We start from the raw sequence: 23,588 nt of genomic DNA on the forward strand, positions 1-23,588 counted from the left end.
GTCGATGCTTTTGCTGTTTGTCGCACTCGCGGTTTTCGTGGCCTGGAGCTGGTTGAGTTACCCGGCGGTCGGCCATTGGTTGTACAACCTGGCCATGGCCAGCGAGGCCAGGTTGTACAAATTGCACAAGATCGAAGTGCCGATCGCCGAGATGACCGTGTCGACCTGGCAAGGCGGGCCGTACGAGGCGTCCAGCGCGATCCTGATGCTGCACGGCTTCAGCGCCGACAAAAACCTCTGGCTGCGCTGCGCCCGGCACTTCGTCCGTCAGTATCGGGTGATCATTCCGGATCTGGCCGGCCACGGTGAGACTGGCTTCAAGGCTGGCGGCGGTTATGACATCGCGGTTCAGGCCAAACGCATGATTCAACTGCTCGATGTCTGCGGCGTGGAGAAAGTCCATGTCATCGGCAATTCCATGGGCGGCTATATCGCCGCGTGGCTGGCGGCGACCTATCCGGAGCGGATCGCATCGCTGGCCCTGATCGACCCGGCCGGCGTCACCGCACCGGAGCCGAGCGACATGGAGCGCCATCTGGCGCGCGGGCATAATCCGTTCCTGATCAACTCCCGCGAAGAATTTCAGCGCTTTTATGCGATGACCATGGAGTCGCCGCCGTGGGTACCGAAGCTGGTGCTGGACGCCGTCGCCCAGCGCTATGAGCAACAACGTGACGAGCTCGAAGAAATCTTCCGCGACTTCCGCGCCAGCCCGCCGATGGAGCCGAAACTGGCCGAGATCAAATGCCCGGCGCTGTTGCTGTGGGGGCGCAAGGATCGCCTGATCGACGTCAGCAGCGTGCCGGTGTGGAGCAAAGGCATCGCCAATCTCGAAGTGGATGTGTGGGATCACGTCGGGCACATGCCGATGGTCGAACAGCCGGGAAATACCGCGCGGCTGTACGGGGAGTTTCTGGAACGACAGCGATGAAGATGGATATTCGCAATGCCCCAGGTGGCGCAACTGATCGTTCCCATGCTCTGCGTGGGAATGCCTCAGGGGACGCTCTGCGTCCAGTGACGCAGAGCGTCACGGGCTACATTCCCACGCAGAGCGTGGGAACGATCAACGGAGACAGAAGGTTGGCGGTCCCATGAACATTCTTTACGAAGAACGCCTCGACGGTCCGTTGCCCGAGGTGAACAAGGGCGAATTGCTCAAGGCTCTGCAACAAGCCCTGCCGGACCTGGACATCCTCTGGCGCGAAGATGAACTCAAACCCTACGAATGCGACGGCCTCTCCGCCTACCGCACCACGCCAATGCTGGTCGCCCTGCCCCGGCGTCTGGAGCAAGTGCAAACCCTGCTGAAACTCTGCCATCAAAACAATGTGCCCGTGGTCGCGCGGGGTGCCGGTACGGGATTGTCCGGCGGCGCGCTGCCACTGGAAAAAGGCCTGTTGCTGGTGATGGCGCGGTTCAACAGCATCCTGCACATCGACCCCGCTGCACGTATCGCGCGGGTTCAGCCGGGGGTGCGCAATCTTGCTATCTCCCAGGCGGCGGCCCCGTTCGGCCTGTATTACGCTCCGGATCCGTCATCGCAGATCGCCTGTTCGATCGGCGGCAACGTCGCGGAAAACGCTGGTGGCGTGCATTGCCTCAAGTACGGCCTGACCGTGCACAACGTGCTGAAAATCGAAGTGCTGACCATCGAGGGCGAACGTCTGACGCTGGGTTCCGAGGCGCTTGATTCAGCCGGTTTTGACCTGCTCGCCTTGTTCACCGGCTCCGAAGGCCTGCTGGGGATCATCACCGAAGTCACGGTGAAGTTGTTGCCTAAGCCGCAAGTCGCCAAGGTCCTGCTCGGCAGTTTCGATTCAGTGGAAAAGGCCGGCCGCGCGGTTGCCGAAATCATCGCTGCCGGGATCATTCCGGGTGGTCTGGAAATGATGGACAACCTGGCCATTCGCGCCGCCGAAGACTTTATCCACGCCGGTTACCCGGTCGACGCCGAGGCGATTCTGTTGTGCGAACTCGACGGCGTCGAAGCCGACGTGCACGACGATTGCCAGCGCGTACGGGAAGTCATGACAGCGGCCGGCGCCACTGAAGTGCGCCAGGCCCAGGACGAGGCCGAGCGTGTGCGTTTCTGGGCCGGGCGCAAAAATGCGTTTCCGGCGATCGGCCGGTTGTCGCCGGATTATTACTGCATGGACGGCACCATCCCGCGCCGCGAATTGCCCGCTGTGCTGCAAGGTATCGCCAGCCTCGGCGAGGAATATGGCTTGCGCGTGGCCAACGTATTCCATGCCGGCGACGGCAACATGCATCCGCTGATCCTGTTCGATGCCAACCAGCCAGGCGAGCTGCATCGCGCCGAGGCGTTGGGCGGCAAGATCCTCGAACTGTGCGTCAAGGTAGGCGGCAGCATCACCGGCGAGCACGGCGTCGGTCGCGAGAAAATCAATCAGATGTGCGCGCAGTTCAACAGCGACGAGTTACTGCTGTTTCATGCAGTGAAAGCCGCGTTCGATCCGCAGGGCCTGCTCAATCCCGGCAAGAACATTCCGACCCTGCACCGCTGCGCCGAATTCGGCGCGATGCACATTCACGCCGGGCAACTGCCCTTCCCCGAGCTGGAGCGATTCTGATGGCTGATTTCGACGCCGCCAACGCCCTGCTCGATCAGGTCAACGCCGCGCGGGCCAATGCCACGCCGCTGAAGATTCAGGGCGGCAACAGCAAGGCCTTTCTCGGCCGCGAGGTGGCCGGCGAAGTGCTCGACACCCGTGCTCATCGGGGCATCGTTCAATATGATCCGACCGAACTGGTGGTCACCGCACGTGCCGGCACGCCGTTGTCCGAGCTGCTTGCGGCGCTGGATGAGGCCGGGCAAATGTTGCCCTGCGAACCGCCGTCCTTCGCCGACAGCGCCACGGTCGGCGGCATGGTCGCCACGGGACTGTCCGGACCTCGCCGGCCGTGGTCCGGCTCGGTACGCGACTTCGTTCTCGGCATGCGGGTGATCACCGGCCTCGGTCAGCATCTGCGCTTCGGTGGCGAAGTGATGAAAAACGTCGCCGGTTATGACCTGTCGCGGCTGATGGCCGGCAGTTTCGGTTGCCTCGGCGTGCTCACCGAAGTGTCGCTGAAAGTCCTGCCGAAACCGCGCCAGTGCCTGAGCATTCGCCTCGATATCGACTGCGCTCGCGCCTTGAGCAAACTTGCCGAATGGGGCCAGCAACCGCTGCCGATCAGCGCCGCGTGCCACGATGGCCGGAGCCTGTACCTGCGCCTGGAAGGTGGCGAAGGTTCGGTAACGGCGGCGCATCAACGCCTCGGCGGCGAGCCGCTGGATTCGGTTTTCTGGCGCGACCTCAACGAACAGCGCCTGAGTTTCTTCGACGAAGGTTTGCCGCTGTGGCGCCTGTCATTGCCGAACAACCTCGGCCCGCTCGAGCTGCCCGGCGAGCAACTGATCGACTGGGCCGGTGCGCAACGCTGGGTGAAATCCGAAAGCTCTGAGATTCACGCACTCGCCCATTCCTTGGGCGGCCATGCAACGTGCTTTACCCACGGCGCCACCGATTCGCCGTTCCAACCCTTGGCGCCAACCCTGCTGCGCTACCACCGGCGACTCAAGGCGCAACTCGACCCGCAAGGGCTGTTCAATCCCGGACGAATGTACGCGGAGGTCTAGCCATGCAAACCACCCTCAGCGAGCAATCGCGGCAATTGCCCCGCGCTGGCGAAGCGGAAAAGATCCTGCGCACCTGCGTGCATTGCGGCTTTTGCAACGCGACGTGCCCGACGTATCAATTGCTCGGCGATGAGCTCGATGGGCCGCGCGGGCGCATTTACCTGATCAAGCAAGTGCTGGAAGGCGCACCGGCCACCGAGCAGACGCAACTGCATCTGGATCGTTGCCTGTCGTGCCGCAACTGCGAAACCACCTGCCCATCCGGCGTCGATTATCACAACCTGCTCGACATCGGCCGTGCGGTGGTCGACAGCGCGGTGCCGCGCCCCGCCGCCCAGCGCTTGCTGCGCGAAGGCTTGCGCGCGTTGGCGCCGAATCCGGCTGTGTTCAAAGGCTTGCTGCGCATGGGCGCGACCTTTCGGCCGCTGCTACCGCGCCTGCTGGAAAGCAAACTGCCGCAGCGCTTGGGTGTTATGGGGTCGCGCCCTGCTCCTCGGCATGCGCGCCGGGTGTTGTTGCTCGAAGGTTGCGTGCAACCGGGTCTGTCGCCGAATACCAATGACGCAACGGCGCGGGTGCTTGATCGTTTGGGCATCAGCGTCACTCCGGTGAGCGAGGCCGGTTGCTGCGGCGCTCTCGACTATCACCTCGACGCTCAGGGCAAAGGTCTCGACCGCGCTCGGCAGAACATCGACGCCTGGTGGCCGCATCTGCAGAACGGCGCCGAAGCCATCGTGCAGACGGCCAGCGGTTGCGGCGCGTTCATCAAGGATTACGGGCATTTGCTTGCGGACGATCCGGTCTACGCGTTGAAAGCCCGGCGGATCAGCGAAATGACTCGGGATCTGGTGCAAATAATCGCTGAGGAACCACTGGAGCAAGTATGCGCCGCCAGCGAACGGCGCATCGCCGTGCATTGCCCGTGCACCTTGCAGCACGCACTGAAACTCGGCGGCGCCGTGGAAACAGTGCTGACCCGACTCGGCTTCAACCTCACATCAGTGCCGGACGGCCATTTGTGCTGCGGCTCGGCGGGCACTTACTCGCTGACCCAACCGGTGCTGGCGCGGCAACTGCGCGATCAGCGCCTCAACGCCCTGGAAAGCGGCCGGCCTGAGTTGATCGTCACTTCCAACGTGGGCTGTCAGAGCCATCTGGCCAGTGCCGGGCGCACGCCGGTCAGGCACTGGATCGAACTGGTGGATCAGTCGTTGGCAGAATGAAGTTCGTAGGATTCTTCGTTTGCCCGCGTGGGCGAAGGCTGCGATCTTTTCCGGCATCCATTTCGTCACCGTGGCAGGAATTTTTTTCATGACCGTGCAGCCGTTCGTCAGCCCCGACCTGATCCGCCAACGCTTCTCCCGAGCGATGTCCGACATGTACCGCGAAGAGGTGCCGCTCTACGGCGCGCTGATGGAACTGGTGGAAAAAACCAATCGCGAAGTGCTGGCACGTCAGCCTGAGATTGCCGGACAGCTCAAGCGCACCGGCGAAATCGAGCGGCTGGACATGGAACGCCACGGCGCCATTCGCGTCGGCACCGCGAGCGAACTGACCACCCTCGCCCGCCTGTTCGCGGTGATGGGCATGCAACCGGTGGGTTATTACGACCTGACCCCGGCCGGTGTGCCGGTGCATTCAACGGCGTTTCGCGCGGTGCATGAAGAAGCGCTGCAGGTCAGCCCGTTTCGCGTGTTCACCTCGTTGCTGCGCCTGGAGCTGATTGAAGATCCTGAATTGCGTTCGTTTGCCAAGTCGGTACTGGCCCGTCGTTCGATTTTTACTGAAGAGGCGTTGCGCCTGATTGAACAGGCGGAAACGGCAGGCGGACTGAATGAAGCGGAGGCCGTGGAATTCGTCCGACAGGCACTGGAGACTTTTCGCTGGCACCACAGCGCCACGGTCAGCGCCGCGCAATACCAGAAACTCAGCGCCCAGCACCGCTTGGTCGCCGATGTCGTTGCGTTCAAAGGCCCGCACATCAACCACCTGACCCCTCGCACGCTGGACATCGACACCGTGCAGGAGCAGATGCCTGCCCATGGCATCACACCGAAAGCGGTGATCGAAGGCCCACCGCGCCGCGACTGCCCGATCCTGCTGCGCCAGACCAGCTTCAAAGCGCTGGACGAGCCGATCGCCTTCACCGATCAGCCCGAAACCCGTGGCAGCCACAGCGCGCGTTTCGGCGAAATCGAACAGCGTGGCGCCGCCCTCACGCCCAAGGGTCGCGCGCTGTATGACCGCTTGTTGAATGCCGCTCGCGATGAATTGGGCGACTTCCCTAACGAAGCCAATGCCGCACGCTACGACGCGCTGATGACTCAGCACTTTGCCGAATTTCCTGACAGCATCGAGGGCATGCGCGAACAGGGGCTGGCGTACTTTCGTTATTTCGCTACGGAAAAGGGCTTGGCCGCTGAAGGACTTGGTGAGTCGTCCCTAGAGGACTTGCTGCGCGATGGCTATGTGAAAGCGGAGCCGCTGGTGTACGAAGATTTCCTGCCGGTGAGCGCAGCGGGGATTTTTCAGTCGAACCTGGGGGATGCCGCACAGGCGCATTACGCCGAACACTCCAATCGACAGGCTTTCGAACAGGCGCTGGGGCGTCCGACCATCGATGAGTTGGGGTTGTACGCCGAGACGCAACGGCGGTCGATTGAGGAATGTGCCGAAGTGCTGCGGATCAAACTGACCTGAATTTTGCACCGTTCTACTGTAGGAGTGAGCCTGCACGCGATAGCGGTGTAACAGTCGCCGATGATGTGACTGGAAAGACGCCTTCGCGAGCAGGCTCGCTCCCACAGGTTTTGCGGATGGACCGCAGTTCAGGGCGAGCGACAAAACCAAATGGCCGCTGCATCTATTGGAAAACAATGTTGGATCTGAATTATCACGCTTGTTTTCCACAAACCAATCAGATCCGCAAATTAAGCTTCACCTAAGCTTCCCCCGCTAGCATCCCGGCTCATCAACCTGTCGTCTTGAGCCGTGGATGAGTCCCTCCGACATGAAAGCCTTTGATTTACCTACCCGACCGCATCCCAACTTCAGTCTTGTTCTGGTCAATTACAAAACCCCGGACATCACCCGCATGTGTCTGGAACTGTTGCGCGAGCATGTTCAGGCGCAGGGCATTGCAGTGTGGGTGGTGGACAACGATTCGGCGGATGCCAGCCTCGATTATTTGCGTTCGCTGGACTGGATAAATCTGATCGAGCGGCCGTCGCCGGGCAAGGAAATGGGGCATATTGCCCATGGCAAGGCGCTGGATCTGGCCTTGGCGAAAGTTGAGACCGATTATTTGTTTCTGCTGCACACCGACACCTTTGTCTACGACATGGAAGTGTTCGCGATGATGATGCGCGAATGCACGAAAAGTGCGGACATGGCGGCGGTGGGTTGTGTTGAGCAACTTGATCGTGGGTGGCTGCGAGATACCTGGCGGTTAACTTCGCGATTCTGCAAACATCATGTTCGTCGGCTCAAAGTTCATCTTGGCCTGCGTTCGAAACCGCCACGCCCGTATAAAGAAACCCATTTGAAAAGTTTCTGTACGCTGTGGAATGCGCGTTTGATGAAGTCGCTGGGGTTGCACTTCTGTATGGATGAGGAGGTGCCTGGTTACACGCTTCAGGATCGAATGGTCGGGTTGGGCTATGGCGTCAGCTTTCTCTCGCCGCGGAAGATTTTCCGCTATCTGGATCACATTCAGGCCGGCACCGTCGCGGCGGCGGGCACGTATGGCAAGGATCATCGCCGGACAAAAATGTACCAGCAGACCCTCAAACGCTTGCAGGGACAGCACGGCAAAGCCGGCATGCAAGCTTCGACTTGATCGAAACAATAAAAAAGGGCGACTGCAAAGTCGCCCTTTTTGTTTGCTGATTCTGTATACAACTTTTGCAAGTAGTGGAGTTCGCCCAGTGTAATGGCCTGGCAATCCATGCACCGGTAAAGAGCCCTGACACTGGGCGAACGCCGAGGATTTTAATTCAAACAAGTGGGCATGTCGTCATGGGCAAACATGAAATTTTTGAACTGAAAAGTTAAAAACTGTGTTTTACCGATTTTCCCCGGGAATTGTCTTACAAAAAACTTTATATGATTGCTCTCATACATAAAGTTGTACAAGAGCAATAAACTTGTAGAGCTAATACTCAACTATCGTGCTGACTGGTCACTTTCAAGATATCGGTATAAGTGACAATAACGCTCTGCCCTACTTTCAGATCCTTCAACTTGGCCTGAATCTCCGGCTTCTTCACATCGAGCGTCTTCGATTGTCCGGATGGATTTTGGAGGGTGACCTGATTGGTCTTCAAATCGATTTTGCTGATTTTCAGCTGCACCTGAACCTGACGATAAGCCTCGCCACCAGGGTTATCGCTGCCCGGGGCCTTGCGCAGTTCGCCGGTACGTTCGGTGGTGCCTGGCAGACCTTTATCCACATCCGTATCGAGATAAGCGGCGACAGATCGCTGCACCTCGATCGTCACCGAATCGCCAACTTTAAGTTTGGCGAGGTTTTTCGCTTTGTCGCTGAGCTGAACGTGGACCTGACGTCCCTCGGGGCCTTCCAGCACGACCTGGTGATTGGCCGGGTCGACGGCGAGCACTTTGGTGGTAACGGAATCGGCCTCAACGACGGCGGATAACGGAATGTCGGCAGCCAGAGCGCCGAAACTCGTGACAGAAAGCAGCGTTGCGAGAGTGATGGCCTTGGCCAGAGCGTCGAGCTTCATATGCATTACCTTCCCTGTGATGAAATGGCGACACCCGCCACCGAAAACACTTCAGCGGCGGGCGTGCCAGTGAGCATAGACGCTGTTCAGGGCTTGACTTGGGTTTGTGGGCCTCGGGTGTGTGGCTTGGCGGTCTCCTGCGCAGTGGATTCGCCATTCGGCGTGCCTTTGCCGCTGTCCTGCCGCTGCTTGGGATCGGTCGGGCGCAGCGCATCGTTATCGCGTTCGGTTTCGCCGGCCGGGCGCGGTTCGTCGGGATTGTCGTTCTGGTTGATGGTCTTATTCATGGCAGAAGTCCTCAGGCTTCGGGATCGTCGAGTTCGCGGGCGACGTTGACCTCGGGTGACTGCTTGTGCAGATCATCGGCTTTGGCGCGCAACAACTGCCATTGCTCAAGATCAATCGCGCCTTGGCCGAGCAGGTCATCGGCGATGCGCTGCAGATCGAAATAGTGAGCGTCGGGCGATTGCTGCCAAAGCGTCTGATCGTCGAACAGGCGTTGCCAGGTGTTGAGGTCTGGGAGTTGCACGTCGTCGCTCATGGGTGAGTCCGAAAATGGCGGGTTTCTGGGTAGAGCCTTTTGGCGAAGGGAGAGTTCCGAGCGGTTTGATTAGTGGCGACCTTGCTGACGCTATCGCTGGCAAGCCAGCTCCCACAGGGATTGGGGTTAAGCTGTAATTCATCGGTGTTTTTGAGATAGCTATCGCGAGCAGGCTCACTCCTACAAGAGCAAGAGCAAAAGCAAAAGATCGCAGCCTTCGGCAGCTCCTACAGTCCCACGTTCACCTATAGGCCGAGTGTCAGCTCGCCTGCTCTTGATCTTGATCTTGATCCACCGGCGACGTCGGAAGGCTGAGTGGAGGGATTGATCCGGGCGTGGGAGCGCAGCGACCGTCTGGCGAAGCCAGACACAGCGGAAGGAGGTGCAGCGAAGCAAACCGTAGCCGCTGCGCCCGGATCGATCCCGCAGCGAAGGAACCCGAGCCTGCGAGGGCCGAACGTAGGAGCTAGCGTTTTTTGCTTACTTTTTTTGGCGCTTGTAAAAAAGTAAGTCGCCGTAAGGGCGAAACCCTAAGCAGCCGTTACCGCAGCAACGGATATGTACCCGGTCAAGCAGAACAAATCATCGCTCGACAAAAAGCCTTCGCGAGCAAGCTCGCTCCCACAGGGAAACTGCACCTACCGTTAATATCCGGTCATTTCCAGATAGCCCTGGCCAGGATGGCTGCCGTCAATCTTCACCGGCCCTTCCCAATAGGGAATACGCAAATCCATCCACGCATTGCGGTTGATCGCGTCAACGCTGATATCGAGTTGCTTGTCGGGAATGCGGATCGACCATTTCACCGGCATCGGTCGATCCGCAACCTTTGCCGTGTCCTGCGGTACAAGGCTGATCTGCTCGCTGTGCAACGTCTGAATCTGCCCGTCAGCGGCGATCCAGGTGCCGGTCAGATAAGGCGCGCCGTCCTTCTGCCGCATGCGGTAAAGCATCACATGTTCGCCGCTGTCCAGATGCAGCGAGAACCAGTCCCAGCCAGTTTGATTGGCGGTGAGTGGCTGACTGCTCCACTCGCGATCGAGCCATGCCGGGCCGCTGACGTTATAGGTCTGGCCGTCGATCTGCAGCGTGCCGCTGGCCTGGAAAAATGGCTGGCTGTAGTAATACGACGCCTGGCCTTCTTCGGATTTCTGGCTGAAACCGTTGTCGCCTTGCAGCACCAGCGGGCGGCTGGAGGTGAGGCGCAGTTGATAAGCGAAATTCTTGTCACGAGCACTGAGTTGCATATCGCGCAACGGATCCTGCGCCTGACTGGCAAACATCCAGTCATCGATCCACGCTTCGAACGGCGCCAGGCGCACGCCGGCCTGGCCTACTCCGCCCCGGGCATAGCGCTCGGCGGCGTGGTGCATCGAGCGCGAGGTGACCGCCGCATGGCCCAGCCAGATTGTTTGATTGCCCCACCCGGCTTGCTCGGCAACCGGTTTCAGGGCGCTGCGAAACAGCGTCCATTGCACGCCGAAATCATTGCCCTGCTGGTCCTTGAGGTTGGCGGTGACGTACCACCACTCGATGCGAAAACCATCATGCGCGCCGTGATCGGCCGGGAAGCTGAACACCCGACCGGGCACCACCGGAGTGAAGGACTGCGCCTGATCGCCCATGCCGGCAAAACCCTTCTCCTCGGGTGCAGGCTGATCGCAGCCACCGAGCAGCAGCGCAATCATCAGCACGAGCCATTTAGTCCTCATGGGCAAACGTCCTCAGCAAGTCCGCCGGTTGCGTGCGGTACAGCGAATACAGCGGCCATGCCGAGGCCAACAGAGTCGCCAGCAAGGCCAGGCCCATCAGTTGCAACAACTGCAACGGAAACACCCGCAACGGCAGGCGCCAGCCGAATGCCTGCACGTTGATCACCGCATCCAGGCACCATGCCAAAGCAATGCCCAGCGGCAGCGCCAACAGCAACGTCAATACGGCGAGCAGCCAGGTCTGGCCGAGGTTGAGCAGCATCAATTGTTTGCGCGTCACGCCCAGCGCCCACAGCGGTGCGAGTTGACTGAGGCGACTCTGGCTCTGGGTCAGCAGACTGATGAACAGCGCCACGCCAGCCACGGCCAAGGTCAGGCTGTTCAACGCCGCCGTCGCGGCAAAGGTGCGTTCGAAGACCTGCACCGACCAGCCCTTGAGCCGCGCCTGATCGACGATGCGGTTGTCATCCAGCTCGAAACGCGCCTGCAAGGCGTTGAGCAGCGCCGGAATCTGCGCTGGGTCGATTCGCAAATTGAAGCGGTTGGGCGTGAGTTGCGGCCAGCCGCGCAACAGGTGCTCGCTGCTGATCAGCACGTGCCCTTTCGGATTGCCGTAGTCAGCGTAGATGCCGACGATGCGCGGCGACCACGTGCCGTTCGGCGTGGGAATGTTCAGATGCTCGCCCGGCCGCAACTTCAGGCGTCGTGCCAGTTGTTCGCTGAGCATCACCGCATCGTCAGTGGCCAGTTTGCCCCAGGGATCGCTGCCACTGCTGTCGAGCAACGGCCAGTGCTGGCGATAGTACGAGTGGTCGATGATGCCGTAGACATCGGCCGGCCAGCCTTGCAGCGTCACCGAAACCTGCCAGTTGGGCAGCACAGCGCTCACATTCGACTGCTGCTTGAGCCAACTGTGCATCTCGCGGGCCTGCGCCGGATTGGCCGGGTTGATGTACAACTCGGCGCTCAGGCGTTGTTCGAGCCAGTCGTTGAAGGTCTGGCGAAAACCGGCGGTCATGCTGCCGGCGCCGATATTGGCGGCGAGCGCCAGCAGCAGCGCCATCAGCGCCAGACTCAGGGCTGGCAGTTGCTGGCGGCAGTCGGCGAGAAACCACTGGCCGAGCACCGACCGACTGCGTCCGAGCAACGGGTTCAACAACGCGCTGAGCAACACCGGCAAGGCCAGCGCGGCACCGAGCAACAGCCCGGCCATCAGCACGAAGCCGCTGCTCAGGCTGTCGCCCCAGATCAGCGCCGCCAGCGCAATCATCAGCAGCGCTGTCGCCAGCCAACCCTGTCGGCGCAACCAGCGCGAATACTGTTGATGCCACGCCTGCGGATCGGCCACCGCCAGCAACGGCAGGCGCGCCGCCCGCAGCAGACTGTTGGCCCCGGCCAGCAACGCGCCGAGCAGACTCAGACCGATGCCGCTGAACCACCACCAGGGACTCAAACGCAACTGCCCCGCCACTTCCGCGCCATACAACCCGCGCAGGCTGGCGGCGACGTCCGGCAGCAGCACGCTGGCCAGCCAATAGCCGCTGATCACACCGAACACTCCGCCGATCAGCGCCAGCACACCCAGTTCAACCACCAGACATGCGATCAGCATTCGTGCACTGACGCCACAGGCACGCAACGTGCGCAGCAAGCCTCGGCGCTGTTCCAGAGCGAGGCCGATGGCAGCGTGGACGATGAACAGGCCGACCAGAAACGACAAAAATCCAAGGGCATCGAGATTGAGGTGAAAGCTCTCGGTCAGCCGCGCGAGATTGTTTTCTTCGCCGCTGCTTTTGAGCTGCAAGCGATCGGTGAAACTCGCTGGTAATTCTTGATGAAAGTCCTTGGGCAGCAGCAGTCGCGACAGTTGCTCAGGTTGTTCGAGCAGGCGTTGCGCTACACCGATGTCGACCAGCAACAACCCCGGCGCCATGTCCTTCTGCGCGAGCAGCGGCGGCAGGGTCTGGCCGTTTACGGTTTGCGCTGTATCGCCTTCGCGCAAGCCGAGCAGTTGCATCGTGTCCGGGGAAATCCAGGTGCTGCCCGGCAGGCTGAAAAATTCGACGATGCGCTCGATCGGCATCGCCTGCCCGGCTACTGCGGAATCCGACGGCAGCGACACCGGCTCGATCCCCATCACCTGAATCCGCTGGTCTTCGTGGCCCTTGAACGTCAGCCGGCCCTGCAACACCGGCGACACCGGCCAGCCCTGACGGCGCAATTCGATAAACCAGCGCTGGGGAAACAGTGCCCCATTTGGCGTGCTCAGGCTGGCCTGTGGTTCACCGCCGATCATCTGGCTGGCCCGCGCGTAGCTGTCGCGCGCCTGACTGTTCAGCGCCTCGACGCCAGTGAGCAGACTGGTGGCCAGCCACAGCCCGGTCAGCACACTGAAAAACTGCACGGGATGGCGCCGCCAGTGGCTGAGCAGCGCGCGCAGGGTCTGCCGCCAGATCATCAGGCGACCCGTCCGTTCGACAACACCACACGCTGAGCCAAACGCGCCGCAACGCGCTGACTGTGAGTGACCATCAACAAAGTCGTCGGCGTGTCATCGAGCAATTCCAGCAACAGCCGCAGCACCTCATCGCTGGTCGCTTCATCGAGGCTGCCGGTGGGTTCATCGGCCAACAGCAGTTTCGGCTGCGAGGCCAATGCCCGGCCCAATGCGACCCGCTGCTGCTGGCCGCCAGAGAGTTGCTCGGGATACCGCGAGAGCAGATCGCCCAGACCCAGGCGCTGCACCAGATGCGCTTGCCAGCGCGGCTCATGGCGCCCGGCGAGGCGCGCCTGAAAGGCCAGGTTGTCTTCCACGCGCAGACTGCCGATCAGGTTGAACTGCTGAAACACCAGACCGATTTCCGTACGTCGCCAGTTGGCCAGTTGCGCTTCGCTCATGGCTTCCAGACGATGTTCGCCGCTGCGAATACTGCCGCTGTCGACCTTGTCCAGCCCCGCCACCAGATGCAGCAGCGTGCTTTTGCCACTGCCCGATTCGCCCATCAGTGCCAGGCTGCCACCGGCCTCCAGCGTCAGGTCGACGCCTTGCAGCACCGGCAACAATCCCTGTGGCGTGGCATAGCTTTTGAAAACGTCGCGAACCTCAAGCATGGGCAAACCCGATCAGTGAACCTGGGCCTAGGATAGCGGCCCTGAATGGTTTTTGTCCGCTGATGATCATCGCCAACGCCGGCACGCGCCCTACGCTGCTGGCTGTTCGGCCATAACGATAAAAAACCGGAGACACCCATGCCCCGTTTCATCCTGAGCCCGCGCGGCCTGCTGACCTGCCTGATCACCGCTTGCCTGAGCCAGCCGTTGCTCGCTGCTGACGGTCCGGTGGCGCCGAGCATGCAAACCGCCGCAAGCAACGCTGCCGTGCTGCAAACCCTGCCTTTCAGCGACCGCACCGATTTCGAATCCGTCAGCAAAGGCTTGATCGCACCGTTCAAGGGCCAGATCAAGGATGCCGCCGGCAAAGTCATCTGGAACGTCAATGCCTATGATTTCCTCGCCAAAGACAAGGCGCCGGAATCGGTCAATCCGAGCCTGTGGCGACTGGCACAGCTCAATGCCCACGCCGGTCTGTTCGAGGTCAGCCCCAAGCTCTATCAGGTGCGCGGTCTCGACCTCGCCAACATGACCATCATCGAAGGTGACGACGGGCTGATCATCATCGATCCGCTGACCATGGCCGAAACCGCCAGGACTGCGCTGGACCTGTACTACGCCAATCGGCCGCGCAAACCGGTCGTCGCGGTGATCTACAGCCACACCCATGTCGATCATTTCGGCGGCGTGCGCGGGGTGATCGACGAGGCCGATGTCAAGTCCGGCAAGGTCAAGGTCTACGCGCCGGTCGGCTTCATGGAACACGTGATGAGCGAGAACGTCATGGCCGGCAACGCCATGAGCCGCCGCGCGCAGTACCAGTTCGGCAGCCTGTTGCCGCGCAGTGAAAAAGGCCAGGTCGACGCTGGCCTCGGCAAGAGCGCGCCCAGCGGTGGCACGGTCACACTGATCGCGCCTACCGATCTGATTGCCGAGCCGTTGGAAACCCGCACCATCGCCGGCCTGCAAGTCGAATTCCAGCTGACCCCGGGCACCGAAGCGCCAGCGGAAATGAACCTTTATCTACCGGAGTTGAAAGCCCTGTGCATGGCCGAAAACGCCACGCAGATGATGCACAACATCCTCACCCCGCGCGGTGCGCAGGTGCGTGACGCCAAAGCCTGGTCGCAATACCTCGACGACAGCCTCATGCGCTACGGTGACAAGGCCGACGTGCTGTTCGCCCAACACAACTGGCCGACCTGGGGTGGCGAGCGGATTCGTACTTTGCTCGCCGATCAGCGCGACATGTACGCGTTCATCAACGACCGCACCCTGCACTTGCTCAACCAGGGCCTGACGCCGCTGGAAATTGCCGAAGCAATCAAGAAACTGCCCGGCTCGCTCGATCAGAAGTGGTACACCCGTGGTTATTACGGCTCGCTGAGTTTCAATACGCGCGCGGTGTATCAGCGCTACATGGGTTTCTACGACGGCAACCCGGCCAACCTCAATCCGCTGCCTCCGGTGGATGCGGCTAAACGCTCGGTCGAGGCCATGGGCGGTACGGCGTCGGTGCTGGAGAAAATGCGCAGTGCGATGGCCAGCGCTGACTACCGATGGGCCGCGCAGTTGGGCAACCAGTTGCTGTTCGCCTATCCGGACAACGCGGATGCCCGCAACGCTCAAGCCGAGACGCTGGAGCAGTTGGGTTATCAAAGCGAGAACGCCACCTGGCGCAACATGTACCTGACCGGTGCGATGGAGCTGCGCAACGGCGTGCCGCCGCAGTCAGCCAATACCGTGTCGGTGGATATGGTCCGGGCCATGAGTCCGGAAATGTTCTTCGACTACCTCGCGGTACGCCTGGACAGCGACAAAGCCGTGGCCCATGACCTGACGCTGAACTGGACGTTCGAGGATGTGCAAAAGGATTTCACCCTGACCTTGCGCAACGGCGTGCTGACTCACCGTGCCGGTCTGAGTCCGGCGGCGGATGCGAGGGTCAGCCTGAGCCGCGATACGCTGGAGAAGATCAGCCTGAAGCAATTGGACTTCCCGACGGCGATGCAAAAAGGACTGGTGAAGTTGCAGGGCAATGGTCAGAAATTCGGATTATTGATGGGCAGCCTGGATACGTTCGGGCCGCAGTTCAATATCGTCACGCCGTAAGTCAAAAGCCCCTCACCCTAGCCCTCTCCCAAAGGGAGAGGGGACTGACCGTGTTGGATGTACGAAATACGCCGACGTGGGATACCGAGTTGAACTCAGATTCCGAACGCCATGAAGATCGGCTCCCTTTCCCCCTCGCCCCCTTGGGGAGAGGGCTGGGGTGAGGGGGTAAATCTTGCTGGCACCCTCGATAACGATCAATCACCTCAATCCTGCTTTCAACAAACCTGCCCCGGATTCAACCGGAACTGCTTCGGCGTAATCCCGAACTGTTTGCGAAACGCGCGGATAAAGTTGCTCGGCTGACGATACCCCAGCCGCTCGGCGATCCGTTCGATCGGTTGATCACCAGCCGTCAGCCAGTGCCGCGCCATCGTCAGATTGTCCTCACGCGCAGGCGCGCAAGTTTCAGCGTGCCAGTGGCGCAGCATGCTCCGGTGCAGAAACGGGTTGGCGCCCAGCAAGGTCTGATCGAGCCTCGAGCGCGGCAAGGTCAGGCACAGATGCTCGCCCTGCTCCACCGCGATACCCACTCCACGCAGCCAGCCACCGGCCATTTGCGTCGGGCGCAGGCTGACACTCACAAACAAATCTCCAGGCGCCCCGCCCAATCGACGGGCAATGTTGCGCACCAGCGTTATCACTGCCGCATCCAGAGCGAAATGATGCAACTGCCCCTGCAGCGAACGCAGGCGCAAATGAGCAAAGTCGCCCGCCTCGACCAGTTCCACCGCGACGTAATTGATCACCCTTGGCAAGCAGTCGATGAAGCACTTCAGACTGGCCCGCAGGGTCGCGGCCGAGTCGAGCAGAATATTCAGTCCTTGCAGGCAATCGGTCGCCATCCCGTCGGCCAGTTCACAGCCAAACGTCGGCGCTACCCCTGACCATTCACACTCACGCCACAACTGTTCAACCGCTTGTGCGGCGATCAATTGATGCTGCCCGGCGAGCACTGACGGGCAGATCCCCACGCGCGCCATCAAGCGTTGCGGGCACAGTCCGGACTGGCGAGCATGCGCGAGAATCGTGCGGGTAAACGCGCTGGAGGCGAACAGAGACTGAGACATGAAGGCGTGCCATCGAAGAACAGGCGTGTACTTATGCCAGCGGACGTGCTATCGATCCAATGCATTAAAAGTATCCGCAAAATGCAGGAGACGCATGATGGATCTTCGCCAGCTTCGCCACTTGGTCGCCCTCGCTGATTACCGCAACTTCGGGCGCGCCGCCGAGGCGATCAACCTCAGTCAACCGGCGTTCAGCCGCAGCATCCAGACTCTGGAGCGTGACCTTGACTGCGAGCTGGTTGAGCGCAGCAGCCGCGAATTTCGCCTGACCGGGCAAGGCGAGCTGGTGCTGCAACATGCGCGGCGCCTGCTCGCTGGCAGCCAGGCGCTGCACAACGAATTGACGCAATACAACGGCCTCACCGGCGGCGAACTGCAATTCGGTTGCGGTCCGTATCCGGCGCAGGTGCTGGTGCCGGAAGCGCTGGCCGACTTCATTGATGCGCATCCGGCGATTCGCACGCGGTTTCATCAGGGCGACTGGCAGCAGCTGACGCTGTGGTTGCGCGAGCAGCAGATCGAGTTTTTCGTCGCCGATGCGCGGCACTTTGTCAGCGATCCGCAGTATCAGGTGCACCTGCTGCGCACGCGGCCGGGACGGTTTTTCTGTCGCGCCGGCCATCCGCTCCTCGCGCAACGAGACCTGCGATTGCGCGCCCTGCTCGATTACCCGATCGTCGGCACGCGCATTCCACCGATGATCCGCAAGGTGCTCGCCGATATCCTTGGTGAGCAGGACTTCAACCCGAGCGTCGAGTGCGCACAATTTGACGCAATCCAGCGCGTAGTGCTGCGCTCCGACGCGGTGGGGCTGGCCACGCTTGAGGCCTTGCGTGAACAACTTGATCGCGGCCTGATCGAGCTGCTCGACTTTGTCGACGTCCCCCATGACGAGCCGGCGCTGCAACTGGGTTATGGCATCGTCAGCCGCGCCGGTTTTACCCTGACGCCAGCAGCGCGGGCAATGATTGAGGCGATCCTCAGCGTCGATCAGCGTTTGCTGGCGGCTAACGGAGCGACGGGAGACGCGCGCGCAACATGAGCAAAATCCATCCGCAACCCGTCAACGCTTTTTACGCGCCGACCTTGCTGCCGGCCATTGAAGAATTGCTCGCGCGCGGCATTAGCCAAGGCGCAATCGAAGCACAAATGCGCCGCAGCCTGTTCGATCTGCGCACGCCGTTCACGCGCATGCCGCTGCTGATGTCGCGGCGCTTCTGGGCGTTTGCCGTGGAACAGAGCGGGGATCCACTGATCGGTCTGGCGGCGGGTGAACGCTTCGTTTCGACGACCACCAATGGACTGACCTATCTGTTCGATGTCGCCGTGTCGCTGGAACGTGCCTGTGAGTTTTTCGCCGAGTACTTTGCGTTTTTCAACGGACACTTCCGTGTGCAAATCCTGCGTGAAGATGGCGGCGTAACACTGCGCTTGGTCGAAGCCGGCAGTCTTGGTGCTCCGGCGGCGCTGACCGATTACATCCTCGTCAGCCTTTGCAGTCTGGTGCGGCGCAAGTTGCTCGCCAGCGGCGTGAATCGTGATCCGGTGCTGGGTGTGGCGCTGGTGTCGGCCAGCCGCGAGGAATATGTATCGGCGTTGCGAACCCCGGTGAGCGCAGAGCAGTCATGGGCGGCGATTTATCTGGATCCTCAGCTGTTCGTGATGCCGTTGACACCGGGCAATCCGGCATTGGAAACAACGCTTGTCGATCTGCTGGAACAAACCCGATGTTTCAGTGAATCGACCTTGCTCGGACAGCTGAGCGATTATCTGATCGAAGATCTGGCTTCAGCGGATTGGCAGCAGTTCTGTGCTACACAGCATGTGCTTGAGCGCACGGCGGCAAGGCGTTTGAAGGCGTTGGGCTGGACTTTCAGCGAACTGCTTGATGAGCATCGCCGCTATCGGGCCGAGGACTTGTTGCAGTCCGGGGCGCTGGAGCTGGTCGAAGTGGCGGATCGCTTGGGTTACAGCGATGTGCAGGGATTCAACCGGGCTTTCGCGCGCTGGCTGGGGTGCGCGCCTGGGGAGTATCGGGCGCGGTTCAACAAGGGCTGAGACTGTCGCAGCCTGTCCCGACTTGTTCGCGAGCAGCCTCGCTCCCACCCTGGAATGCAATCCCCTGTGGGAGCGAGCCTGCTCGCGAAGAGGCCCGCCCGAGCAATCCAGAACTCACTGCCCCGAAGCCACACTCGCCGGCGCCCGCTCCGGCGTCACGATGCTGCCCAGATCGATATGCTTCCACTCAGGCTTGGCGCCCAAACGCGCATTGAAGCGGTAGTTGAAGGTGAACTCATCCGCCGTCTGCACGCTCAGCGGTTTGCCATACACCGCTTCGATTGCGCCCAAGTCGTAGCCCATCACCTGCAACAGTGTCGGGAAGATGTTGTAGTGGCTGGAGCGGTCCTTGTTTGCCGGCAGATTCGCCGCCCAGTCCGGCGTCCTGAGGCCACTACCCTGAATCACCACGAGCGGCACCAGCCCCTCCTCTTCCACCGGGTCGCCGCCGCAATGGGTATTCAAGCCCGGGTTGCCGCGCTCATGCAGATCCTGGCCATGATCGGAGGTGTAGATCAGCAGCGCATTGTCCAGATTGGCCTGGGCAAACACCCGGGCGAAGAACTCGCCGACGTTCCACAACAGCGTGTTCTTGTAGGCGTTGCGATACAGCACCCAGTCATCCGGATGGCCGTTGAAACCGGTGCGTTCGCCAGTGTCGGCGACTTCGGTGAACTGTCCGCGGGGCAGCGTTGGCCGGTAGGCCATGAACGCGTCCGGGTACTTGTCATGCACCGGAAAATGCGCGCCGACCTTGTTGATCACGATCAGCTCGGGGCGATTGTCGTTGAGCAGTTCGATCAGCTTCGCCGCTGCCGCCATGTCGCGGTCGCGCACGCTGGTCTGGTCGAATTGCACGAAACTGTCGATGTCATTTTTCTCGGCGGCGGTCATCAGGTTCTGCAGGTTGCCGGCGGTGCGCTGGGCGTCGATGTAGACCGTGCCGAGCCCGGCCTTTTTCGCGTACTGCCAGATCGACGGCAACGTGCTGTTGATGCGTCTGTAGTCGGCGCGGGTGCCGCCGTAGCGCAAGGTGACGTTGGTGTCGGCGCTGCAGTTGGCAATGGACGCGGCATAACCAAAGTTGAAGACATCGACCCCGGCCGGCGCTTGCTTGAGGTTGCTGTGCACGCCGAACGGCGCGTTGATGTCGAGGTAATTGCCGGAAATGCTTTCGTCGATGATCAGCACAATGTCATGGCCGACGGCGGGCGTGGCGCGCGCAAGCGTCACCGATTCACGCGGGCCGACGGTGTCATGCAACGCTTCATAGGCAAACAGGTTCAGGTAGGCCAGCGGCGTGTACATGATCGGCAACCCACGTGCGCCCTCACCCGCTCGTAGAAACAACAATCCGCTGAGCATCAGTACGCCGACGAGGGGCGCTGCGACCCGCAACGTGTTGGGTATGAACAGCGCATGACGCGGCTTGAGTCCGATGCCGAATAACAGCAGCAAGCCACTGAGCACCGCGCGCAAAATCGCATCGCGATACTGATACGCGGCTTCCTGAATGAAGCCGCCGGAGTACACCAGCGAAACGAAATCGCTGTACCTCAGGTAATCCGCGGTGACACGGGTGTAAACATCAAAAAAAACCGCTGCGGCAAACATCGTTAATGCGAATGCATGTCGAACGAGAGCCTGACGTATATAGGCAGTTAGATATAAAGCAAAAGTAAGCGCCAAAAACATCGCGCCAAAAACAAGTACATTCAAACCCCACCCGATAGCATTTAACCGATCAAGGTAATAGTCGGAAAAGAGCAATAGATAGGCAACTAAAAGCAGTTCCTTGGCGTATTTGAACATGGCGATACCGGCCGTCCGAAATGGGAGGTTGTCAAAGCTTTGTCGGTCAGAACCTGACACTAGCACCCGGCCATCAAAGCGCAAGAAATGACTGATAGCCGGGTAAAGCGTCAAAAAAACGGTGACTCAAATCTGACACGCCTGTAGCGATTAAAGCCTTTAATTTCGGGGACTTAGACCGTCTGTCGGTTAAATAAAATCTGAACAAATCTGCAAGAAAACAACAATTTCAATGGCAGCAATGACTTGATGGCCAATCGCCAAAAACGTCTCAAGTGTTATACCCGTGCAACATGTCATTTTGCTGACACGCTTTCCAAACCCTGCGCTATACCCCTTTAACAATCTCATTCCGTAGTTAACTTTTCTGGTTTTATTGAGGTGCGCAGATGGACGTGAGCGTATTTGGCACTGGCTATGTCGGACTTATACAAGCCGCTGCACTTGCCGATGTCGGTCATCGGGTTTTATGCATTGATATTGATCCCAACAAGATCAAACAACTGCAACAAGCGGTACCGCCCATCAGTGAACCAGGCCTGTCCGCAACACTTGAAGAAAACATCAAGGCCGGGCGCTTGTTGTTCAGCACTCAGGCCAGTGATGCGGTGACTCACGCCGAGCTCATTTTCATCGCCGTCGGCACCCCGGCGGACGAAGACGGCTCTGCCGACCTCAGCCATGTGCTCAACGTCGCCCGGCAAATTGCCGGCCTGATGGAGGCCGATCGCACGCTGATCATCAAATCCACGGTGCCGGTCGGGACTGCCGACCAGGTTCTGGCCACGGCCACCAGCGAATTGCTGTTGCGCGGCAAAACCGAGCTGCAGGTGCGGGTGGTATCCAACCCGGAATTTCTCAAGGAAGGCAGCGCCCTCGCCGACTGCATGCGCCCGGACCGGATCATCATCGGCGCCCGCGACGACGCTGCCCGCGAGCAGATGAGCGAGCTGTACGCGCCGTTCTGCCGCAATCACGAAAAACTGATGTTCATGGACAATCGCAGCGCCGAGCTGACCAAGTACGCGGCCAACGCGATGCTCGCCACCCGCATCAGTTTCATGAACGAACTGGCCAACCTCACCGAACTGCTCGGCGCCGACATCGAAGCGGTGCGCAAAGGCATCGGCTCCGACCCGCGCATCGGCTACCACTTCATTTATCCGGGCTGCGGCTTCGGTGGCTCGTGCTTTCCCAAGGATCTGCGGGCCTTGCTGCACACCGCCGAACACAACGGCATGCCGCTGAAATTGCTGCGCAGCGTCACCGACGTCAATGACAGCCAACGGCACATCCTGTTCAGCAAATTGCGCGCGCAGTTTCCGCAAGGCCTGGCCGGCAAATCCATTGCGGTCTGGGGCCTGGCGTTCAAACCGAACACCGACGACATGCGCGAAGCCCCCAGCCGTTATCTGATGGATGCATTGTGGGCCGAAGGCGCCAGCGTGCAGGCCTACGATCCGGAAGCCATGTCCGAGTGCCGGCGCATCTACGGCTACCGCAACGACCTGCATCTGTGCGCGACCCGCGACGACACCCTCGAAGACGCCGACGCGCTGGTGATCTGCACCGAGTGGAAAAACTTCCGGGTGGTCGATTTCGAGCTGCTCGCCGAGAAGCTGCGTTCGAAGGTGATCATCGATGGGCGCAACCTGTATAACCCGGAACAGGTTGCCGCCGCCGGCCTGCATTACAGCGGCATCGGTCTGCGCCACATCGCCCCTGAAGGGCTGCGGCCATGAAGATTCTGGTGACCGGTGCCGCCGGTTTCATTGGTGCCCATTGCGTCCTGCGCTTGCTGCGCGACGGGCATTCGGTGGTCGGCCTGGACAATTTCAATCACTACTACGACCCGCAGCTCAAGCACGACCGCGTGCAGTGGGTGCGCGAGCAGGTCGGCGATTTTCCGCTGGCCACGGTGGATCTGGCCCACGCTTCGGCGATCGACGCATTGTTTGCCCGCGAGCAGCCGCAAGTGGTGATTCATCTGGCCGCGCAGGCCGGGGTGCGTTATTCGCTGGACAATCCACGGGCGTATCTGGACAGCAACCTCAACGGTTTCCTGAACATTCTCGAGAGCTGCCGGCACCACCCGGTCGAGCACCTGATCTACGCCTCGTCGAGTTCGGTGTACGGCGCCAATCAGCACACGCCTTACTCGGTCAAGGATGGCGTCAACCATCCGCTGTCGCTGTACGCCGCGACCAAAAAAGCCAATGAACTGATGGCGCACAGTTACAGCCATCTGTTCGGCATTCCCTGCACCGGCCTGCGTTTTTTCACCGTGTACGGGCCTTGGGGCCGGCCGGACATGTCGCCGATCCAGTTCGCCCGGGCGATCAGCGAAGGCGAGCCGCTGAAGCTGTTCAATTACGGCGAGCATCAGCGCGATTTCACCTACATCGACGACATCATCGAAAGCATCGCTCGCCTCATCGATCAGCCACCGCAAGCCAATCCGCAGTGGGATCGCGAGCAGCCCGACCCCGCCAGCAGCATGGCGCCGTGGCGCCTGTTCAACATCGGCGGGCAGCAGCCGGTCACGCTGAAAACCTACCTCGCGCTGATGGAAAAACATCTCGATCAGCAAGCCATTGTCGAGCTGCTGCCACTGCAACCGGGCGACGTGCTCAACACCTGCGCCGAGGCCAGCGATCTGGCCCAGGCCACCGGATTCCAGCCCCGGATAGAACTGGATGAAGGACTGGGCCGCTTCATCGCCTGGTTCCGCGACTACTACCCCACTGCCCGTGCGCCGCTTGCGGCTGATTGAATGCGGAGGAC

At 60.6% G+C, this 23,588-nt stretch carries 19 protein-coding genes; 11 read left to right on the plus strand and 8 right to left on the minus strand.

Features of this window, described 5'->3' with window-relative positions:
* Window positions 1-4: 4 nt before the first annotated feature.
* The 6 genes from JWU58_RS16870 to JWU58_RS16895 all read left to right on the plus strand — a co-directional run bounded on the left by JWU58_RS16870 (window position 5) and on the right by JWU58_RS16895 (window position 7,481).
* Window positions 5-931, plus strand: coding sequence for an alpha/beta fold hydrolase (locus tag JWU58_RS16870; protein WP_016774118.1), 927 nt, complete (start codon window positions 5-7; stop codon window positions 929-931).
* Window positions 932-1,094: 163 nt separating this feature from the next.
* Window positions 1,095-2,594, plus strand: coding sequence for a glycolate oxidase subunit GlcD (glcD, locus tag JWU58_RS16875; protein ID WP_206420582.1), 1,500 nt, complete (start codon window positions 1,095-1,097; stop codon window positions 2,592-2,594).
* The gene (gene glcE, locus JWU58_RS16880; protein WP_206420583.1) at window positions 2,594-3,643 is read left to right on the plus strand and encodes a glycolate oxidase subunit GlcE; all 1,050 of its coding nucleotides are present in this window, start codon (window positions 2,594-2,596) and stop codon (window positions 3,641-3,643) included. Before glcD ends, glcE begins: the two co-directional genes overlap by 1 nt.
* 2 nt (window positions 3,644-3,645) lie before the next feature.
* Window positions 3,646-4,866: a glycolate oxidase subunit GlcF gene (glcF, locus tag JWU58_RS16885; RefSeq protein ID WP_206420584.1), complete on the plus strand. Its 1,221-nt coding sequence runs from the start codon at window positions 3,646-3,648 to the stop codon at window positions 4,864-4,866.
* An 88-nt stretch (window positions 4,867-4,954) separates the two neighbouring features.
* Window positions 4,955-6,343 (plus strand): 2-oxoadipate dioxygenase/decarboxylase HglS, encoded by a 1,389-nt coding sequence (gene hglS, locus JWU58_RS16890; RefSeq protein WP_206420585.1) that lies wholly within the window; start codon window positions 4,955-4,957, stop codon window positions 6,341-6,343.
* A gap of 310 nt (window positions 6,344-6,653) precedes the next feature.
* Window positions 6,654-7,481, plus strand: a complete 828-nt coding sequence (locus JWU58_RS16895) for a glycosyltransferase family 2 protein (RefSeq protein WP_206422202.1) — start codon at window positions 6,654-6,656, stop codon at window positions 7,479-7,481.
* A gap of 322 nt (window positions 7,482-7,803) precedes the next feature.
* Here the strand turns inward: JWU58_RS16895 and JWU58_RS16900 are convergent, their stop codons facing one another.
* From JWU58_RS16900 to JWU58_RS16925, 6 genes are all read right to left on the minus strand, one after another.
* Window positions 7,804-8,388 carry a hypothetical protein gene (locus tag JWU58_RS16900; protein WP_071172870.1) on the minus strand — a complete coding sequence of 195 codons (585 nt, stop codon included), beginning with the start codon at window positions 8,386-8,388 and terminating at the stop codon, window positions 7,804-7,806.
* Window positions 8,389-8,474: 86 nt separating this feature from the next.
* A complete protein-coding gene (locus tag JWU58_RS16905) occupies window positions 8,475-8,675 on the minus strand; it encodes a hypothetical protein (RefSeq protein ID WP_206420586.1) in 201 nt (66 codons plus the stop codon).
* An 11-nt stretch (window positions 8,676-8,686) separates the two neighbouring features.
* The gene (locus tag JWU58_RS16910) at window positions 8,687-8,929 is read right to left on the minus strand and encodes a hypothetical protein (RefSeq protein ID WP_016774112.1); all 243 of its coding nucleotides are present in this window, start codon (window positions 8,927-8,929) and stop codon (window positions 8,687-8,689) included.
* 644 nt (window positions 8,930-9,573) lie between these two features.
* Window positions 9,574-10,641, minus strand: coding sequence for a lipocalin-like domain-containing protein (locus JWU58_RS16915; protein ID WP_206420587.1), 1,068 nt, complete (start codon window positions 10,639-10,641; stop codon window positions 9,574-9,576).
* Window positions 10,631-13,099, minus strand: coding sequence for an ABC transporter permease (locus JWU58_RS16920; RefSeq protein WP_420893270.1), 2,469 nt, complete (start codon window positions 13,097-13,099; stop codon window positions 10,631-10,633). Before JWU58_RS16920 ends, JWU58_RS16915 begins: the two co-directional genes overlap by 11 nt.
* Complete coding sequence (locus JWU58_RS16925) at window positions 13,099-13,752, minus strand: ABC transporter ATP-binding protein (RefSeq protein ID WP_016774109.1); 654 nt, start codon at window positions 13,750-13,752, stop codon at window positions 13,099-13,101. Before JWU58_RS16925 ends, JWU58_RS16920 begins: the two co-directional genes overlap by 1 nt.
* A 138-nt stretch (window positions 13,753-13,890) precedes the next feature.
* Between JWU58_RS16925 and JWU58_RS16930 the strand changes: the two genes are divergently transcribed.
* Window positions 13,891-15,864: an alkyl/aryl-sulfatase gene (locus tag JWU58_RS16930; protein ID WP_206420588.1), complete on the plus strand. Its 1,974-nt coding sequence runs from the start codon at window positions 13,891-13,893 to the stop codon at window positions 15,862-15,864.
* Window positions 15,865-16,082: 218 nt separating this feature from the next.
* Here the strand turns inward: JWU58_RS16930 and JWU58_RS16935 are convergent, their stop codons facing one another.
* On the minus strand, window positions 16,083-16,934 hold the full coding sequence (locus tag JWU58_RS16935) for a helix-turn-helix domain-containing protein (RefSeq protein WP_206420589.1): 852 nt from the start codon (window positions 16,932-16,934) through the stop codon (window positions 16,083-16,085).
* 97 nt (window positions 16,935-17,031) lie between these two features.
* Between JWU58_RS16935 and JWU58_RS16940 the strand changes: the two genes are divergently transcribed.
* Window positions 17,032-17,976: a LysR family transcriptional regulator gene (locus tag JWU58_RS16940; RefSeq protein ID WP_130899471.1), complete on the plus strand. Its 945-nt coding sequence runs from the start codon at window positions 17,032-17,034 to the stop codon at window positions 17,974-17,976.
* Complete coding sequence (locus JWU58_RS16945; RefSeq protein ID WP_206420590.1) at window positions 17,973-18,992, plus strand: AraC family transcriptional regulator; 1,020 nt, start codon at window positions 17,973-17,975, stop codon at window positions 18,990-18,992. The genes JWU58_RS16940 and JWU58_RS16945 overlap by 4 nt, the downstream gene beginning before the upstream one ends.
* Window positions 18,993-19,106: 114 nt before the next feature.
* Here the strand turns inward: JWU58_RS16945 and JWU58_RS16950 are convergent, their stop codons facing one another.
* Complete coding sequence (locus JWU58_RS16950) at window positions 19,107-20,804, minus strand: sulfatase-like hydrolase/transferase (protein ID WP_016774104.1); 1,698 nt, start codon at window positions 20,802-20,804, stop codon at window positions 19,107-19,109.
* A 389-nt stretch (window positions 20,805-21,193) separates the two neighbouring features.
* Here JWU58_RS16950 and JWU58_RS16955 point away from each other — a divergent pair, with 389 nt between their 5' ends.
* A complete protein-coding gene (locus JWU58_RS16955) occupies window positions 21,194-22,546 on the plus strand; it encodes a UDP-glucose dehydrogenase family protein (RefSeq protein WP_122610233.1) in 1,353 nt (450 codons plus the stop codon).
* Window positions 22,543-23,577, plus strand: coding sequence for an NAD-dependent epimerase (locus tag JWU58_RS16960; RefSeq protein WP_123443221.1), 1,035 nt, complete (start codon window positions 22,543-22,545; stop codon window positions 23,575-23,577). The genes JWU58_RS16955 and JWU58_RS16960 overlap by 4 nt, the downstream gene beginning before the upstream one ends.
* The last annotated feature ends 11 nt before the right edge of the window (window positions 23,578-23,588 follow it).

Origin of the sequence: Pseudomonas atacamensis (assembly GCF_017167965.1) — a bacterium.
GTDB classification, from domain to species: Bacteria; Pseudomonadota; Gammaproteobacteria; order Pseudomonadales; family Pseudomonadaceae; genus Aquipseudomonas; species Aquipseudomonas atacamensis.

Bases quoted from the DNA above. Each gene is read 5' to 3' on its own strand.
- JWU58_RS16870 (WP_016774118.1), top strand. From the start codon at position 5: ATGCTTTTGCTGTTTGTCGCACTCGCGGTTTTCGTGGCCTGGAGCTGG.
- glcD (WP_206420582.1), top strand. From the start codon at position 1,095: ATGAACATTCTTTACGAAGAACGCCTCGACGGTCCGTTGCCCGAGGTG.
- glcE (WP_206420583.1), top strand. From the start codon at position 2,594: ATGGCTGATTTCGACGCCGCCAACGCCCTGCTCGATCAGGTCAACGCC.
- glcF (WP_206420584.1), top strand. From the start codon at position 3,646: ATGCAAACCACCCTCAGCGAGCAATCGCGGCAATTGCCCCGCGCTGGC.
- hglS (WP_206420585.1), top strand. From the start codon at position 4,955: ATGACCGTGCAGCCGTTCGTCAGCCCCGACCTGATCCGCCAACGCTTC.
- JWU58_RS16895 (WP_206422202.1), top strand. From the start codon at position 6,654: ATGAAAGCCTTTGATTTACCTACCCGACCGCATCCCAACTTCAGTCTT.
- JWU58_RS16900 (WP_071172870.1), bottom strand. From the start codon at position 8,388: ATGAAGCTCGACGCTCTGGCCAAGGCCATCACTCTCGCAACGCTGCTT.
- JWU58_RS16905 (WP_206420586.1), bottom strand. From the start codon at position 8,675: ATGAATAAGACCATCAACCAGAACGACAATCCCGACGAACCGCGCCCG.
- JWU58_RS16910 (WP_016774112.1), bottom strand. From the start codon at position 8,929: ATGAGCGACGACGTGCAACTCCCAGACCTCAACACCTGGCAACGCCTG.
- JWU58_RS16915 (WP_206420587.1), bottom strand. From the start codon at position 10,641: ATGAGGACTAAATGGCTCGTGCTGATGATTGCGCTGCTGCTCGGTGGC.
- JWU58_RS16920 (WP_420893270.1), bottom strand. From the start codon at position 13,099: ATGATCTGGCGGCAGACCCTGCGCGCGCTGCTCAGCCACTGGCGGCGC.
- JWU58_RS16925 (WP_016774109.1), bottom strand. From the start codon at position 13,752: ATGCTTGAGGTTCGCGACGTTTTCAAAAGCTATGCCACGCCACAGGGA.
- JWU58_RS16930 (WP_206420588.1), top strand. From the start codon at position 13,891: ATGCCCCGTTTCATCCTGAGCCCGCGCGGCCTGCTGACCTGCCTGATC.
- JWU58_RS16935 (WP_206420589.1), bottom strand. From the start codon at position 16,934: ATGTCTCAGTCTCTGTTCGCCTCCAGCGCGTTTACCCGCACGATTCTC.
- JWU58_RS16940 (WP_130899471.1), top strand. From the start codon at position 17,032: ATGGATCTTCGCCAGCTTCGCCACTTGGTCGCCCTCGCTGATTACCGC.
- JWU58_RS16945 (WP_206420590.1), top strand. From the start codon at position 17,973: ATGAGCAAAATCCATCCGCAACCCGTCAACGCTTTTTACGCGCCGACC.
- JWU58_RS16950 (WP_016774104.1), bottom strand. From the start codon at position 20,804: ATGTTCAAATACGCCAAGGAACTGCTTTTAGTTGCCTATCTATTGCTC.
- JWU58_RS16955 (WP_122610233.1), top strand. From the start codon at position 21,194: ATGGACGTGAGCGTATTTGGCACTGGCTATGTCGGACTTATACAAGCC.
- JWU58_RS16960 (WP_123443221.1), top strand. From the start codon at position 22,543: ATGAAGATTCTGGTGACCGGTGCCGCCGGTTTCATTGGTGCCCATTGC.